This window comes from Mesorhizobium sp. B2-8-9, from assembly GCF_006439475.1.
GTDB lineage: Bacteria > Pseudomonadota > Alphaproteobacteria > Rhizobiales > Rhizobiaceae > Mesorhizobium.
Genome location: NZ_VFTQ01000008.1, coordinates 21822 through 36557, shown reverse-complemented (window position 1 = coordinate 36557; position 14736 = coordinate 21822). Strand labels below are relative to the sequence as shown.

The window sequence follows — 14736 nt, the reverse complement described above, 5'->3', positions numbered from 1 at the left end:
CGCATGGCTTCCACGCCCGTCCCATGAGCGGCGGGATATGAAAGGGACAAAAATGACGTTAGCGAAGGAAACCGCTTCACTTCTTGAGAAACTGGGCGTCGCCAAAGATGCGCTTTCGGGGGGCGACCTGATCGTGCGCAGCCCGGTGACGGGCGAACAGATCGCGGCGCTGAAGTCGATCTCGGCCGCCGACGCCGGCAAGGCCATCGATGCCGCGCACAAGGCCTTCCAGGCCTGGCGGCTGGTGCCGGGGCCAAAGCGCGGCGAGCTGGTGCGCCTGCTCGGCGAGGAGCTGCGCGCGCATAAGGACGAGCTTGGCCGGCTGGTGTCGATCGAGGTCGGCAAGATCCCGTCCGAGGGGCTGGGCGAAGTCCAGGAGATGATCGACATCTGCGATTTCGCCGTCGGCCTTTCCCGGCAACTCTATGGCCTCACCATCGCCACCGAGCGCCCCGGACACCGCATGATGGAGACCTGGCATCCGCTCGGCGTCGTCGGGGTGATCTCGGCCTTCAATTTCCCGGTTGCCGTTTGGTCTTGGAACTCGGCGCTGGCCTTCGTCTGCGGCGACGCGGTGGTGTGGAAACCGTCGGAAAAGACGCCGCTGACGGCGCTTGCCTGCGAGGCGATCTTCAAGCGCGCCGCCAAGCGTTTCGGCACTGATGCGCCGGCAGGGCTGCTGCAGGTGTTGATCGGCGACCGTGCCGCCGGCGAGGTGCTGGTGGATCATCCGAAGGTGCCGCTGGTCTCGGCCACCGGCTCGACCCGCATGGGCCGCGAGGTCGGCCCCAGGCTCGCCAGGCGTTTTGCGCGCGCCGTGCTTGAGCTCGGCGGCAACAATGCCGGCATCGTCACGCCCACCGCCGATCTCGACATGGCGCTGCGGGCGATTGCCTTCGGCGCCATGGGCACGGCCGGCCAGCGTTGTACCACGCTGAGGCGCCTGTTCGTGCATGACAGCGTCTATGATGCGCTCTTGCCGCGGCTGAAGAAGGCTTATGAAACCGTCTCGGTCGGCAATCCGCTGGAGGGCAAGGCGCTGGTCGGTCCGCTGATCGACAAGGCGGCCTTCGACAACATGCAGAAGGCATTGAAGGAGGCTGAAGCGCATGGCGGCAAGGTGACCGGCGGCGCGCGCGTCGAGAACGGCCATCCGGACGCCTATTACGTGCATCCGGCACTGGTCGAAATGCCTGCCCAGGTCTCGCCGGTCACGGAAGAGACCTTCGCGCCGATCCTCTACGTGATGAAGTACTCCGATTTCGACGAGGCGCTGGAACAGCACAATGCCGTGGGCGCCGGCCTGTCATCGTCGATCTTCACGCGCGACCTGCAGGAATCGGAGCGTTTCCTTGGCGTCGACGGTTCGGATTGCGGCATCGCCAATGTCAATATCGGCACCTCGGGCGCCGAGATCGGCGGCGCGTTCGGCGGCGAGAAGGAGACCGGCGGCGGCCGCGAGAGCGGCTCGGACGCCTGGAAGGCGTATATGCGCCGCGCCACCAACACGGTGAACTATTCCAAGGCGCTGTCGTTGGCGCAGGGCGTGTCGTTCGACATCGATTGAGGACGAAGCGACGGGTCAGCCTCGCCCGCGAGCTGACCCGGCTCGAGATCAGGCCATGCGGGCGGAAGGCGAGCGATTGCTCAGAAAACCTTGCCGGTAGCCGGATCGAAGAGGCGGAGCGCGTCCGCATCGAAGACGAACGCGCATGGCTGACCCTTGGCGACGCGGGCGCGCGGCGGCAAGGTCGCCGTCAAGTTCTGCGCGCCGATCCGGGCCGTGGTGACCTGTTCGGGACCGGTCAGTTCGACGACGTCGATCTCGACCGGCAGCGACAGATCCGCGCCGCTGCCCGGCCCCAGCCGGAGCGCTTCCGGCCTCACTCCGGCAATGACCTGAGCACCGTCGCGGCCTGCGTTGGCGTAGTGCGCCGGCAGCGCCAGCCGCGCATCCGTGCCGGCAATGGCGAGCTTGCCGTCCTCGACAAAAGCTTCCAGCATGTTCATCGCAGGCGCGCCGACGAAGCCTGCCACATAGAGCGTCGCCGGATGGTTGTAGATCTCTTCCGGCGTGCCGAGTTGCTCGACACGACCGTCGCGCATGACGGCGATGCGGGTCGCCAGCGTCATCGCCTCGATCTGATCGTGGGTGACGTAGACGACGGTGGTGCGCAGCATCTCATGCAGGCGCTTCAGCTCGGTGCGCATCTCGAGCCGCAGCTTGGCGTCGAGGTTGGAGAGCGGTTCGTCGAACAGGAAGACCTGCGGCTTGCGCACCAACGCCCGGCCGATGGCGACGCGCTGGCGCTGGCCACCGGAGAGTTGCCCGGGCTTGCGGTCGAGCAGGTTCTCGATCTGCAGGAGCCTTGCCGCTTCGCGCACCGCCTTGTCGCGCTCGGCGACGGGAACCTTGCGCATCTCCAGCCCGAAGCCGATGTTGCGTCTCACCGTCAGGTTCGGGTAGAGCGCGTAGGACTGGAAGACCATGGCGATGTCGCGGTTCTTCGGATGCACGCCAAGCACGGACCGTCCGCCGATCAACACGTCGCCGCTGGTCGCCTCGGCAAGACCAGCGATGATGTTGAGCAAGGTCGATTTGCCGCAGCCGGAGGAGCCCAGCAGCACCAGGAACTCGCCGTTCTCGAGCGCGATGTCGATGCCTTTCAGCGTTTCGACGCTGCCGTAATTCTTGCGGATATCGCGGATTTCAAGCGCGCTCATGGATGGCTTCCTCGAAGAAAATCGGCCCGCCATAATCGCGGGGCAGGGTGGAAATGGCCCGCGATGCCACCTGAACAGCCGCTGCAAGGCAACGTGCCAGAGCGTGCTCCCGAGCAAGCGCCGCCAGAAAGGCGCCGTTGAAGACATCGCCGGCGCCGATCGTGTCGACGACGTTGACGCGTGGCGCGGTCGCATCGATGATCTGGCCGTCCGGGCCGATAGCGATCGCGCCCTCGGGTCCGCGCTTGACGACCACGGTCGCGGCTTTTTTCATGCCGTCGCGGATCTTGCGTGCCGCGTCCGTGGGATCCTTCAACCCCGCCAGCGTCGTCGTCTCGACCTCGTTGAAGAGCGCAAGCTCGCAACGCGACAGCCAGGCGCGCGCCGCGGCACAATTTTGCGCCGTCCAGCCGTCCATCGGCCAGCCGGTGTCGAGCGCGACGGCGATGCGGTGTGCCTCCGCCCAATCGAAAAAAGCATCGTACTGGCGCGTGAGGTCGTCGGTCAGAAAGGAGCCGCAAAGCAGCGCGTAACCGCCTGAAAGCCGCTTGCCGTCAAGAACCGAAAGCACGTCGTCGAGGTTGAAGCGCGGCAGGTGACCGCGGGTGGTGAAGAAGGTGCGTTCGCCGTCCGGATGGGTCATGCCGACCGACAGCGTCGTGCCCTCCGTATGGACCGGCCATCTCGCGGCGCGGCCCCCGAATGCTTCGCGCAGCCAGCGCCCGAACTGGTCGTCGCCAAGATTGGCGGCAATCTCGAAATCGATGCCCAGCGCCTGCCAGGCAAGCGCCGTGTTGCCGGCCTGGCCGCCGACACGCAAGTCGTCGTGGTCGACGACGGTCTCCGTGCCCGCCTTCGGCCAAGGCGCGACCGGCCCGACGATCAGGTCGACGTTGACGTTGCCGATCACCGCGAGCGGCCGCATCACTCGCTCCTGGTGATCTTGGTGGTGCGCACCGGCGTTCCGGCGTTCTCGACGCGGGAATCGGCGAAGGCGATCATCAGGCGTTGCGCCACCGGCAGCATGGCAAAGATCGCCGCCAGTCCGGACGCGGGCTTGAACCTCAATGTGACGGCGCCCGCGACCGGCGGTTTGCCCGAAGCGTCGAAGACGATCAGCGGGGCCCCGGTCTCGACCACTGAAGCGGCCATGGCGGTGACGAGGTCGGCGGTCGGGTCGTTGCCGCGGAAGAGCACGACGCCAATGCTTGGGCCCAGCATCTCCATCGGCCCGTGGCGCAACTGACCGCCTTCGAGCGAGAAACAAGGCAGGCGCGACAGTTCGGTGAAGCCGAGCGCAAGGGCTTCAGCCACGCCTTGAAGCTTGCGGCCAGAAGTGACGATGGTCGTGACCATTCTCAGCGCCGCGAGCGCACCATCGATCTCGACCGTCTGGGGCGCATTGAGCCCGGCGAGCGCGCCGGCGGAATCGTCGCCTAGCGCAGTCAGGATGGCGAGATGCAGGGCGAAGGTCACGGTCAGGCTGCGGGTCGCGGCAAAGGCGAGCTCGCTACCGCCGGCGCCGACGAGGCAAGGCACCGTACGGCCAAGGAACGAGCCGGCCTCGAGCGTCAGGCCGAAGGTCTCCGTGCGATTGCCGGTCTCGGCAAACCAGCGCAAGACCTCGGCGCTTTCGCCGGATTGAGAGGTGACGATCACCGTCTTGCCGGTCAGCGGCAGCGGCTGGCCGAGCTGCTCCGACAGCGGCAGCGCGATGGCGTCGATGCCGTGCGCGCGATAGAGCGGCTCGACTGCGCGGGCGACGGCATGCGAGGCGCCCATGCCGAGCAGGAGGAGCCTGCCGTTCTTGTTGATCGAGGCAGCGATCTCGGCGGCTACTTCTTGATTGCTGGCGAACGAGGCAAGCGCATCCTCATGCTGGCGCGCCATCTCGCGGTCGATGGCAAGGAGGCCTGTCGGCCGTTGTTTGTCTGCGGTCATGATTATCCTTTCACACCGCCGCTGGTCAGGCCCGAGATCAGCGCGCGTTGCATGACGAGGCCGATCAGCACCGGCGGCAAGGCCGCAAGCACGCCGGCGGTGGCGATCAGTCCGTAGTCGGAGACGCGGCCGCCGGCCAGATCGGCGATGGCGACCGTCAGCGTTTTTGCCCGCTGGTCCGAGGTGAAGAGCAGGGCGTAGAAGAACTCGTCCCAGGCAAGCAGCACGGCAAACAGCGCCGATGTCGCCACCACGGGCGCCGCCAGCGGCAAGGTGATGATGCGCCAGGTCTGGAACAGTCCCGCCCCGTCGATCATCGCCGCGGCCTCGATCTCGCGCGGGATGGAATCGAACCCCGATTTCATCAGCCAGGTGGTGAAGGGCGCGAGGATCGTCAGATAGATCAGCGCCAGGCCGAAGACGTTGTTGAGCAGGCCGAGATGGGACAGGCCCATGTAAAGGGGTACAGAGAGGGCCACCGGCGGCAGCATGTAGGTGGCGATCACCATCGACAGCGACCAGCCGACCGAAGGCGTGCGCGAGACGGCCCAGCCGGCCGGCACGGCAAGGACAACAGCGGCGAGCGTCGCCATGCCGGCGACCTGCAGGCTGTTGCGCAGCGATGCGGTGAAGGCGGCGCCGGCGCTGTTCTCGGCCCTCGACAGAAGCTGCGCGTAACGGGAGAAGTCGGCCGCCTGCGGCCACCAGCGCAGCGGCTTGGCGGCGAGGTCGGCGGCCGGCGATATGCTCATGACGAAGAGCCAGGCGAGCGGCGCCAGGATCACGACGGCGAGCAGAATAGCGCAAGCGTAGATGAAAGCGGTGAAGACCGGGCTCTTGCGTTCCATCAGGCCGCGCTCCCCGCGGTCTTCTTGACCAGCGTCGCATAGGCGACGGCGAGCACGGTGACGAGCAGGGTGACGATCAGCGCCAGCGAGGCGCCGGAGCCGGCGCGCTGGAAGGAGAAGGCTTCCTGGTAGACCAGGATCGACAGCGAGCGCGTGCTGTTGGCCGGGCCACCGCGTGTCATGACCCAGATGATGTCGAAGACCTTGAAGGCCTCGATGGTGCGCAGCACCAGCGCCACCATCAGCGGGCCTGCCAAATAGGGCAGGATGACGAAGCGGAAGCGGTTGAGCGGGCCGGCGCCGTCGACAAGTGCCGCGGCGGTGATGTCGCGCGGCACGGCCTGCAGGGCGGCGAGCGCAATCAGCGCGACCAGCGGGAAATTCTTCCAGCAGTCGGCGACGATCAGCGCCGCCAGGGCCGTTCCTGGCTCGCCTAGCCAGGAGCGGTAATCGTCTATGATATGGAGCTGCGTCAGCGCCGCGTTCAGCGCGCCATATTCGGGATTGTAGATCAGCCGCCAGAGCGTCGCGTTGACGACGGTGGGCAGCGCCCAAGGCAGGATCATCAGCCCGCGCAGCACGGCGCGGCCGCGGAATTCCTGATTGAGCAGAAGGGCCGCAAGCACGCCGATCACCATCTCGGCGGCGACCGAGATAACCGCGAACCAGGTGGTGGTCGAGAGCGTGCGGGTGAAGTTCGAACTGGTCAGCATCTTGGTATAGTTGTCGAAGCCGACGTAGTTGCCCGCCGTGCCGACCAGCTGGGCGTCGGTGAAGGAAAGCCTGACGGTATCGACCAACGGCCAGCCGATGACGGCCACCATGATCATCAGAAGCGGCAGCATCAACAGCCACGCGCGCATCGTCATCCAGGTGCCCGACATTAGAGCGCCTCTCTCCTGTCATCCGGTCAGAGCGGTTCACCCGTTTCACGGAAACGGCGAACCGCTCTATCTCTTTGTTTTGACGCAATTCCGGACGGAAAACCGCTTCACACTTTTCCTGGAATTGCTCTAGAAATAGCACGGGCGGCGCTCGTGGATGAGGCCGCCCGCGTGGAGGAACGCCAGATCAGAGGCCGCTGTTTTCGGCAGCGGTCTTGAGCGCGTCTTCCGGCGTCGCCTGGCCGAGCAGCGATTCCTGGATCGCCTGCTGCAGCGCCGTCGACAGCTGCTGGTATTTCGGCGTGGTCGGGCGCGGATACATCGCGGCAAGACCGAGCTTGGCGGCGGCGATCAGTTCTTCCTGGCCCTTGGTGACGGCCGGATCGTCATAGGACGAGGCCCAGATCGGCAGCGACAGCTTGGCATACTGGTTCTGGGTCGCCTGCGAGGTCATAAACTCGATATATTTCCAGGCTTCGTCCGGGTGCTTCGACACCGCCGTGACGCCAAGCCCCATCGAGCCGTTGACGGCCGAGACCTCGCTGGTGCCGGCAACGCCCGGCGCCGGCACGACGCCGACCTTGCCCGCGACCTTGGAGTCCTTCGGATCGTTGGCCATGTTGTACATGTAGGTCCAGTTCAGCGCGAAAGCGGCATCGCCGTTCTCGAAGACCTTGCGGACGTCTTCTTCGAGGAATTCCTTGGAATTCGGATTGGTCAGGCCCGACTTGTAGCTGTCGACCATGTATTTCAGCGCCGAGAGACCGCCGCCGTTCTGGAAGTCGGGCTTGCCGTCCTTGAGGAAGTCGCCGCCATAGGCGCTGACCAGCGTGGTGTAGTCGCAGATGGCGGCTTCGGCCTGCGACCAGCTCCAGGCGATCGGCGTCTTCAGCAAGCCCTTGTCCTGAATGATCTTGGCCTGCTGGCCGAGTTCTTCCCAGGTCTTCGGCGGCGCCTTGATACCGGCCTTTTCCAGGATCTCCTTGTTGTAGAACAGGTATTTGGTGTCGAGGATCCACGGCATGCCATAGTACTTGCCGTCATACTGGACGGTGGTCCAGGCACCGGGCAGAACGCCCTTCTTCATGTCATCGGTGATCTTCGACGACACGTCGACCAGCACCTTGTTGGTCGCATATTCGGCCGGCCAGATGACGTCGAACAGCACCACGTCATAGCCGCCGCCGGATCCTTGGGCGAGCACGGTCTTGTCGTGCAGGCCTTCATAGGGAACGAATTCGAGATTGACCTTGATGTCCGGATTGGCCTTGGTGAAGGCCTCCGTCATCGAGCGCACGTCGGCCTCGCTATAGGCGGCTTGCGCCATGAAGAGCGCGTTCAAGGTGGTTTCAGCAAAGGCGTGGGGGACGAGCAGCCCGCCAACGAACACCGCGCCCAGAAGTGTCTTACCGATCGATTTCAGCATTTGTCTTTCTCCCATTTTCGACGGCTGCGAGTGGGCGGCCAAGGCTGTGCCGCTTTCTCGAATTCGCATCGCGTCTGACCGGATACATCCCCAACGGCGTGCGGCGGAGCTCGAAAGCTTTTGCCGTCTTTTTTAAAACCGCGGAGGTCTCACCTATTAAGTCAATTCGCTTGACTTAATTAGTCGATCAATCCTTTAATGGAGTCAAGAGGGGAAACGACGGTGCACGACATCAGCCCGATCCGCGCCAAAAGCGGCACCAACCAGGAGGGAACGAGCGCCCATAACCGCCGCGTCATGATCGAGGCGCTGCGGCTCAACGGCGCGCTTTCACGCGCCGACCTGGCACGGGCGACGCAGCTGACCAAGCAGGCGGTCTCCAACATCATCGAGGATCTCGAGCGCGATGGCCTGGTCGTGGCGCTGGATGCGGTGCGCAAGGGCAGGGGGCAACCTTTCACGCCCTACCGGCTGGTCCCTGAGGGAGCTTTCGCCATCGGGCTGCAGATCGACCGGCATCTGACGCGCGTGGTGGTGGTCGACCTCGTCGGCAAGGTGATCGCGCGCGCCGAGGCGGGACTGCCGTTCGACGAGCCTTCGGCGGGCGTCAGGATCATCCTCGGCCTGGTCGACCGCGTCAGGCGCGAGCTGGCTTCCTTGTTTGTCCAGTCCGAGCGGCGGCTGGTCGGACTGGGCGTCGCCATGCCGGGACCGTTCGGGCTGAAGAACCCCGACAACAAATGGATGATGCCCGCCTGGCAGCAATATCCGCTGGTGGAGGCGCTTTCGGCCGGCACCGGGCTCGATGTCGGCCTGCAGAACGATGCGGCCGCCTGCGCGACGGCGGAGCGGATCGTCGGCGCGGCGCATGGCGTCGACCACGCCGTCTGCCTTTATGTCGGTTACGGCATAGCCGCCGGGCTGATCCTCAATGGCGAACTCTACAGCGGCGGCAACGGCAATGCGGGCGAGGTCGGCATGGCGCTGCTTTCGCCGGCCGGCCCCGGTTGCACGCCGCTCGAACACCGTGCATCGCTGGCCTCGCTTTATCAGCATCTCGGCCTCGACCCTACCGAGAGGGGGCTTTACGAGACGCTTGGCGCACTGGCGCTTGCGCAAGACCCGCGGGTCATGGGCTGGGTCGAAAGAGCCGCGTCCGACCTGCGCTGGAGCGTGCATCTGATCGAAACGATCTTCGATCCGCAAACCGTCATCCTCACCTCCAGCGCGCCGGAGGCGCTCGCGCGGCTCCTGCTTCGGGCCATGCATCCGCTGCTGCCGTCGATCGCGGATCGCCCGGTCAGGCGCCTGCCACGGCTGCAACTCGGCACCACCGATCCCTGGGCGATCGCGGTCGGCGCCGCGGCAGAGCCGATCAGCCGGGCCTTCGATCCGCGCTTTTCCGCGATCCTGAAGGCCGGATAGAAGCGGTCGGCCCGTCGCCTGCGTCATGCTTGCGGCGAAAGCCGCGTCGATGATGGCGAGCTTGACCGCCTGCGCGGCGCCCGCCAGCGCGGGTACCGGTCTTGGGCGGCGCCGGGCGGAGTCTTGACGGTCAGCGATTCTTCAGAGCCGAGATACAGGCTTCGAAGGCCTCGTCGACGACGGCGAGCTTGGCTGCCTGGACGGCCATGTATTCGTCGAAGAAAGCCCTCGAAACCCACATCACGGAATGGCCGCGCTGGCCGATCCAGCCGATGCTGCCGAGCGCCTCGGCATCATACAGTTTGCGCGCCAGATGGGTGCGTGAGAGCTTCAGCCAGTGGGCGAATTCCCTGACCGAGATGACGCCGGTCGGTATCCTGTCGAGATGGACATCCTCAGGATCGATACCGGACATCAGCCAGTCCATGACGATGCCGCCGTTGTTTAGCCAGATAAACAATGAAAAAGTCTGCCCAGGCTCCCGCACTGCGCCGCTGGCCAGCAATCCATCGGCGATCAGAGGCTGCAGGATGGGCAGCATCTCGGGTCGCTCGAGGAAGTTTTCCAGCCGGTTCGCGCCATCTATGCGGTCGAGCGTTCTCAGATGCGCGTAAATCCAGCCGGTGAAGGTCTCTATGGTGCCCGCCGTGACCCGCAACGGATGGGCGCGGCCATCGCCGCTGGCCGAAATATATTCGGCGATGTTGTAGTGCAGCATCTCCTTGACGAAAGCCTCGGCGGTGTTGCGGCTGGCCACGGAATTGCGGCGCACGACCTCGATGAAACGCGCCATCGTCATGTCGGTACGGCGGTCGTTGGGATCGCGCCGGAAATGCAGAGCCAAGCCGACATGAGCGAGCAGCCAGCGCTGCTGGGTGGCAAACACGGCAGCCAGCCGCGGGCTCGTTTGATAAATATGGATGAGCGCCTTGGACTGCTCCTGGACACCGCGAAGCGCTGCCGGATGACGGGCGATCTCTGCGGCACTCAGCGGCATTTCCTACGGCACTCCATGCGATTCCAAGCAACGACAAATGAAGATTCCCAGTCTTCGCCGGTCGTGTCCAGTTGCTCATTGGAACAACGAACGATCAGGCGGTGAATGCGTTGCTAACTCTTTGCATCGGTTCGGGAAAGTCGTCGGGCCCGCAGCTCCTGCGTTTAATTGACGAGTTCCGCCAAGCGAGCATAGGTTCCGCGCCATCGGGGCTGCGGGAGCGCTTCCCGGGATGGGCTCCGTCCCTGGTGCCGATTCGCAGACAATCCTGCAGGATCCGCGCTTCGAGGACGCCGCATTCTGTCGGGCTATCGCGACGGTCTCCAATACATGCGCCTTGGCGTCGGCCACGCCGGTCGGCGCCGATCGATAACATATGGCTGACGAGGAATCCGCGCAGCCCTTTGCAGCCTGCGGAGGGCGGCCTATCCTGGTCGGTGATGGCCAACCCTGAGTGAAACGATGCCTAGAACAATCAGGACGCTGACCGCCAGCGAGGTGGAAACGCTTGTTGGCTGGGCGGCGGAGGAAGGCTGGAATCCGGGCACCGGCGATGCCGCGGCGTTTCGGGCGTCGGATCCACAAGGGTTCATCGGCGCCTTTGTCGGCGGCGAGATGGCGGCCGGCATTTCGGCCGTCGCATACGGCTCGGGCTTTGGCTTTGTCGGCCTCTACATCTGCCGGCCCGACCGGCGTGGCGAAGGTCACGGCAAGGCGGTCTGGGACGCCGGCATGGCGCGTCTGGGCAACCGCATCATCGGTCTCGACGGGGTGGCCGAGCAGCAGGCGAACTACCGGCGTATGGGCTTCGTGCCTGCCTATGAGACCGTCCGCCACAGCGGCCGCCCCGCCGGCTTGCCCGAGGGCGGCGACATGCTGCCGGTGACCGCCGGGGACATGGCTGAGATTTTTGCCTACGATCGCAAGTGCTTTCCAGCACTGCGCGAAACCTTCCTTGGCGAGTGGCTGCGGCCGCCGCGGATTGCGCGGCTCTCAGCCGGACCGGACGGTATTACCGGCTACGGCGTGGCGCGCCGCTGCAGGCAGGGTTTCAAGGTCGGGCCGCTGTTCGCAGATCGGACGGACCTGGCCCTGGCAATGCTGGCGGACCTGTCGGACGCAACTGCCGGCGAGGAATTGCATATCGACGTGCCGGCCGGCCAGGTTCAATTCACCGCCCTGCTGCAGGCCGCCGGCATGGTTCCGGGCTTCACGACGACACGCATGTACAAGGGCGGCAAGCCCGGCAACGACCAGTCGACGGTTTTCGGCGTCACGACGCTCGAGCTGGGATGATCGCGTGCTGAGATCATTGTTTTGCCTGGCTGGTCCATGCGACATGGCTCCATGACGTGGTTGCCTTTGCCGAGCTGCGTTTCGGAGATTATCGAATGGCTGGAAGGACGGTTCTGATCGCCGGCGGCGCCGGAGGAATGGGTCTGGCGACCGGACTGCGTTTCGCCGCCGACGGCGAGCGGATCGTGCTCGCGGATCTTCCCGGCTCCAAGCTCGACGGCGCCGTGGCCAAGATTGCCGCGGCCGGGGCGGACGCGATCGGCTTGCCGCTCGATATCCGCTCCGTCGCTGCCTGCCGCGACGTGGTGGGCAAGGCCAGGGAGTGGGGCGGTGCGATCGACATTCTCGTCAACGCCGCCGGGGTCTGGCTCGAGGGACCGGCACGCGAGGTCGAGGAAGATCAGTGGGACCTGGTGCTGGACGTCAATCTCAAGGGAGCCTTCTTCCTGATCTCGGCAGCCATAGCGCATCTGTCGGCGGCGCAGGGCGTGATCGTCAACATTGCGTCCGACGCCGGCATCGTCGGCAACAACGGGGCTTCCGTCTATTGCGCCTCGAAGGGCGGACTGGTGCTCTTGACCAAGGCTCTCGCGCTGGAACTCGCCCCGCAAGGCATCAGGGTCAACGCCGTCTGTCCTGGCGACACGGCAACGCCGATGATCGAATATCAGGCCAAGACCTATGGTGCGGACGACCCCGACGGCTACAAGCGCCGGCTCCTGGGGCACTATCCGCAAGGGGACAAAGCAAGGTTCATCCAGGTGGAGGAGATTGCTTCCTTCATCCACTATCTGTGCCAGCCGGGCGCGGCGCCGATCACCGGGGCCGCGCTTTCGATCGATTTCGGCGTCAGCGCCGGCTATTGAGCCGGTTCGGGTCGTCGCGGCTGTGATTGGCCGCGCCGGCATGTCGGCGCCTGCATCCTGGAGGGCAAATGGTCGTGTTCCGCAAATCCCGCAAGGCACTGGTGACCGGCGCGGGCGCCGCCGACGGCATCGGCGTGGCGATCGCGCGTGCGTTGGCCGAGGCCGGTGTTTCGGTCACCATCACCGCTTCATCCGCACGCGTCGAGCAACGAGCGGCGGAACTGCGGGGCGAGGGGCTCGATGTCCGCGCTTTCGCGGCCGACCTGACGCTCTCGGGCGACGTCGATCGTTTACGCTCCGAGACCGGCGAGATCGACGTCCTCGTCAACAATGCCGGGATGGGCACCGTTGCCCAGCCGGCATTGCAGCGGCGGTTTCTCGATCTCACAGAAAGCGATTGGGATCGCGGCATCGATGTCAGCCTGAAAACCGCTTTCTTGAGCACGCGCGGCTTTCTGGCCGGCATGGTGCAGCGCGGCCATGGACGTGTCGTCAACATGGCATCGGTGACCGGGCCCTTCGTGTCCAATGAAGGCGAGGCCGCCTACTCCGCGGCCAAGGCCGGCATGATAGGGCTGACGCATGCGCTTGCCCTGGAGGTCGGCCGCAGCGGCGTCACGGTCAATGCCGTGGCGCCGGGCTGGATCGCGACGGGCGCCTCGACGCCCGAGGAGACTGTCGCTGCCCGCAACACACCGCTTGGCCGTGCCGGCAGCCCCGAGGAAGTCGCGGCCGCCGTGCTGTTCCTGGCGTCCGATGGAGCCAGTTATGTCAACGGCGCCGTTCTCGTCGTGGACGGCGGCAACATCCTGCAGGAACGCAAGGGGTGAGCGCGGGCGCGAAAGCAAGAATGTAGGGAGATGGTAGCGGGAGAGGGAAACGAACAAGTCCTCAGCATACCCTTGATTTTAAAAGATTTTCCAAAGCATTTGGTACCAGAAAGGTACCGGGATATAAGACCATTCAGAGCGAAACTCAACAGAGAATGACGGTAGTGATGAGGCTAAGGGGCATTTTTGATCCAGCACCGATAATTTTCATGAAGCGCGGCGACCTCGCTGCCGAAAAAAATGCTGGGTGGATAATTGAAGAAGGCCAGTGGTACGATCTGGGAAAGGGTTGGCGCGCTCGGGCGGAAGGGCCGCACGTGCCTGGAATGATGGACCATAATCATCTGTATTTCAAAGGAAACCAGATGGCTGTCATAAACCGAAACAGATCACAGAGCCATGGTTCGGACCTCAGCAAAATTCCGGCACGCGTCCTGAACGGATTGCAAGCTAGAGGCCTAATTGATGAGGCGAACGTGCAGGTGGAAGCGGCAAGCTTATCTCGCTCCGAGCTGGTCCCGATCGATATCATCATGGAGGCTGTGGAGCGCATCAAAAAGCGCGATTTTTTTGCCCGGCTTCTCCGCAATTCGTCTCGTTGAATGCGGGGAAGTTTCGACCTGGTCCTGGCGCTCGTCCCCAGGCCAGCTGTTACCCTTTGACGCCTGCATTGCCCGTACTCGTTTCCCCGTTGCATTTTGTCGGTTAGTTGCGTAGGTGGCGCGCTGGGTCAACGGCCAATTGACGACCACCGGATTGTGCATGGCCAAAGAAAGTCTTGTGCACAGCGGACACGCAGCAGTGGATTTCAACCGGTTGCAGACGTCCGCCGGGAAGCTGTAAGCTGACCGAACCAAGGGTAAATCGGAAACGATTTCCAAATCAAGCGTTAAGCGGAGCGAATATGGCAGCGAACAAGGGGCAAGGTGCCAGCGCTTCCGCAGTCGAACAAAAGGCCAAAGCGGCCACGGCAGCGGGCGTGCCTAGCGATGAAGGTTTGGCGAGCCCGCTTGACCTCCAGTTTGATCCGATCAACCCGCGTATGCCTTTGATGAAATTCAAGGACGACGCCGAGACGATCAAATTTATGATCGATACCCATGATGTCGATGAGCTCGTGCGCGCCATTATGGCCAGCGGATGGCTCGACTACGAGCCGCTGATAGTCGAGCGGCCCACTAATTACGTGTTAGAGGGGAACCGGCGCTTGGCTGCCTTGAAGCTGTTGAGCTCCGAGAAGCTACGGGCGGAGACAGGGTATAAGCTGCCCGATATCGCAGGCCCAAAAGCCATGCCCCAGAAGGTCAGGGTACGGTTTGTGCCTGATCGCAAAACAGCACGGTCGTTCATTGGCTTTAAATGTCAATGGGCCAGTGAAATGGGATGCTTATGCGAAAGCCCGCTTTGCGGTCGACTGGTTGGAAGATCACGGTTCGCTCGCAGACGTCAGCAAAGCGTTAGGCGATAACCATAATACAATCCGTAGATTGGTCGACGGA

Annotated in this window: 14 protein-coding genes; 7 read left to right on the top strand and 7 right to left on the bottom strand. The window is 64.2% G+C overall.

The window, feature by feature from the left end; all coding sequences use genetic code 11:
* Window positions 1-52: 52 nt before the first annotated feature.
* Window positions 53-1567: an aldehyde dehydrogenase family protein gene (locus tag FJ423_RS12220; protein WP_140842010.1), complete on the top strand. Its 1515-nt coding sequence runs from the start codon at window positions 53-55 to the stop codon at window positions 1565-1567.
* A gap of 80 nt (window positions 1568-1647) precedes the next feature.
* Here FJ423_RS12220 and ugpC read toward each other — a convergent pair whose 3' ends face one another.
* The 6 genes from ugpC to FJ423_RS12190 form a co-directional block, all read right to left on the bottom strand.
* Window positions 1648-2724, bottom strand: a complete 1077-nt coding sequence (gene ugpC, locus FJ423_RS12215) for a sn-glycerol-3-phosphate ABC transporter ATP-binding protein UgpC (protein WP_140842009.1) — start codon at window positions 2722-2724, stop codon at window positions 1648-1650.
* On the bottom strand, window positions 2711-3649 hold the full coding sequence (locus FJ423_RS12210) for a PfkB family carbohydrate kinase (protein WP_140842007.1): 939 nt from the start codon (window positions 3647-3649) through the stop codon (window positions 2711-2713). Before FJ423_RS12210 ends, ugpC begins: the two co-directional genes overlap by 14 nt.
* On the bottom strand, window positions 3649-4665 hold the full coding sequence (locus FJ423_RS12205) for an SIS domain-containing protein (protein WP_140842005.1): 1017 nt from the start codon (window positions 4663-4665) through the stop codon (window positions 3649-3651). Before FJ423_RS12205 ends, FJ423_RS12210 begins: the two co-directional genes overlap by 1 nt.
* Before the next feature lie 2 nt (window positions 4666-4667).
* Window positions 4668-5513, bottom strand: a complete 846-nt coding sequence (locus FJ423_RS12200; RefSeq protein ID WP_140842003.1) for a carbohydrate ABC transporter permease — start codon at window positions 5511-5513, stop codon at window positions 4668-4670.
* Window positions 5513-6397 (bottom strand): sugar ABC transporter permease, encoded by an 885-nt coding sequence (locus tag FJ423_RS12195; RefSeq protein ID WP_140842002.1) that lies wholly within the window; start codon window positions 6395-6397, stop codon window positions 5513-5515. The genes FJ423_RS12200 and FJ423_RS12195 overlap by 1 nt, the downstream gene beginning before the upstream one ends.
* A 187-nt stretch (window positions 6398-6584) precedes the next feature.
* Window positions 6585-7823: an extracellular solute-binding protein gene (locus FJ423_RS12190; protein WP_140842000.1), complete on the bottom strand. Its 1239-nt coding sequence runs from the start codon at window positions 7821-7823 to the stop codon at window positions 6585-6587.
* Between the two features lie 222 nt (window positions 7824-8045).
* Between FJ423_RS12190 and FJ423_RS12185 the strand changes: the two genes are divergently transcribed.
* Complete coding sequence (locus FJ423_RS12185) at window positions 8046-9248, top strand: ROK family transcriptional regulator (RefSeq protein WP_140841998.1); 1203 nt, start codon at window positions 8046-8048, stop codon at window positions 9246-9248.
* Between the two features lie 130 nt (window positions 9249-9378).
* Here FJ423_RS12185 and FJ423_RS12180 read toward each other — a convergent pair whose 3' ends face one another.
* A complete protein-coding gene (locus tag FJ423_RS12180; RefSeq protein ID WP_095766424.1) occupies window positions 9379-10245 on the bottom strand; it encodes a hypothetical protein in 867 nt (288 codons plus the stop codon).
* Between the two features lie 462 nt (window positions 10246-10707).
* Between FJ423_RS12180 and FJ423_RS12175 the strand changes: the two genes are divergently transcribed.
* The 5 genes from FJ423_RS12175 to FJ423_RS12155 all read left to right on the top strand — a co-directional run bounded on the left by FJ423_RS12175 (window position 10708) and on the right by FJ423_RS12155 (window position 14705).
* Window positions 10708-11541, top strand: a complete 834-nt coding sequence (locus FJ423_RS12175) for a GNAT family N-acetyltransferase (protein WP_140841996.1) — start codon at window positions 10708-10710, stop codon at window positions 11539-11541.
* A 95-nt stretch (window positions 11542-11636) separates the two neighbouring features.
* Entirely contained in the window at window positions 11637-12407 is a 771-nt protein-coding gene (locus FJ423_RS12170) for an SDR family oxidoreductase (RefSeq protein WP_140841994.1), read from the top strand.
* Window positions 12408-12481: 74 nt separating this feature from the next.
* Window positions 12482-13237, top strand: coding sequence for an SDR family NAD(P)-dependent oxidoreductase (locus FJ423_RS12165; protein WP_246680150.1), 756 nt, complete (start codon window positions 12482-12484; stop codon window positions 13235-13237).
* 209 nt (window positions 13238-13446) lie between these two features.
* Entirely contained in the window at window positions 13447-13839 is a 393-nt protein-coding gene (locus tag FJ423_RS12160; RefSeq protein WP_140841990.1) for a hypothetical protein, read from the top strand.
* A 302-nt stretch (window positions 13840-14141) separates the two neighbouring features.
* Window positions 14142-14705: a ParB N-terminal domain-containing protein gene (locus tag FJ423_RS12155; RefSeq protein WP_140841988.1), complete on the top strand. Its 564-nt coding sequence runs from the start codon at window positions 14142-14144 to the stop codon at window positions 14703-14705.
* Window positions 14706-14736: the final 31 nt, after the last annotated feature.

What these genes read in the sequence shown, in the direction of transcription:
- FJ423_RS12220 (WP_140842010.1), top strand. Translation starts at nt 53, where the DNA reads ATGACGTTAGCGAAGGAAACCGCTTCACTTCTTGAGAAACTGGGCGTC.
- ugpC (WP_140842009.1), bottom strand. Translation starts at nt 2,724, where the DNA reads ATGAGCGCGCTTGAAATCCGCGATATCCGCAAGAATTACGGCAGCGTC.
- FJ423_RS12210 (WP_140842007.1), bottom strand. Translation starts at nt 3,649, where the DNA reads ATGCGGCCGCTCGCGGTGATCGGCAACGTCAACGTCGACCTGATCGTC.
- FJ423_RS12205 (WP_140842005.1), bottom strand. Translation starts at nt 4,665, where the DNA reads ATGACCGCAGACAAACAACGGCCGACAGGCCTCCTTGCCATCGACCGC.
- FJ423_RS12200 (WP_140842003.1), bottom strand. Translation starts at nt 5,513, where the DNA reads ATGGAACGCAAGAGCCCGGTCTTCACCGCTTTCATCTACGCTTGCGCT.
- FJ423_RS12195 (WP_140842002.1), bottom strand. Translation starts at nt 6,397, where the DNA reads ATGTCGGGCACCTGGATGACGATGCGCGCGTGGCTGTTGATGCTGCCG.
- FJ423_RS12190 (WP_140842000.1), bottom strand. Translation starts at nt 7,823, where the DNA reads ATGCTGAAATCGATCGGTAAGACACTTCTGGGCGCGGTGTTCGTTGGC.
- FJ423_RS12180 (WP_095766424.1), bottom strand. Translation starts at nt 10,245, where the DNA reads ATGCCGCTGAGTGCCGCAGAGATCGCCCGTCATCCGGCAGCGCTTCGC.
- FJ423_RS12175 (WP_140841996.1), top strand. Translation starts at nt 10,708, where the DNA reads ATGCCTAGAACAATCAGGACGCTGACCGCCAGCGAGGTGGAAACGCTT.
- FJ423_RS12170 (WP_140841994.1), top strand. Translation starts at nt 11,637, where the DNA reads ATGGCTGGAAGGACGGTTCTGATCGCCGGCGGCGCCGGAGGAATGGGT.
- FJ423_RS12160 (WP_140841990.1), top strand. Translation starts at nt 13,447, where the DNA reads ATGAAGCGCGGCGACCTCGCTGCCGAAAAAAATGCTGGGTGGATAATT.
- FJ423_RS12155 (WP_140841988.1), top strand. Translation starts at nt 14,142, where the DNA reads ATGGCAGCGAACAAGGGGCAAGGTGCCAGCGCTTCCGCAGTCGAACAA.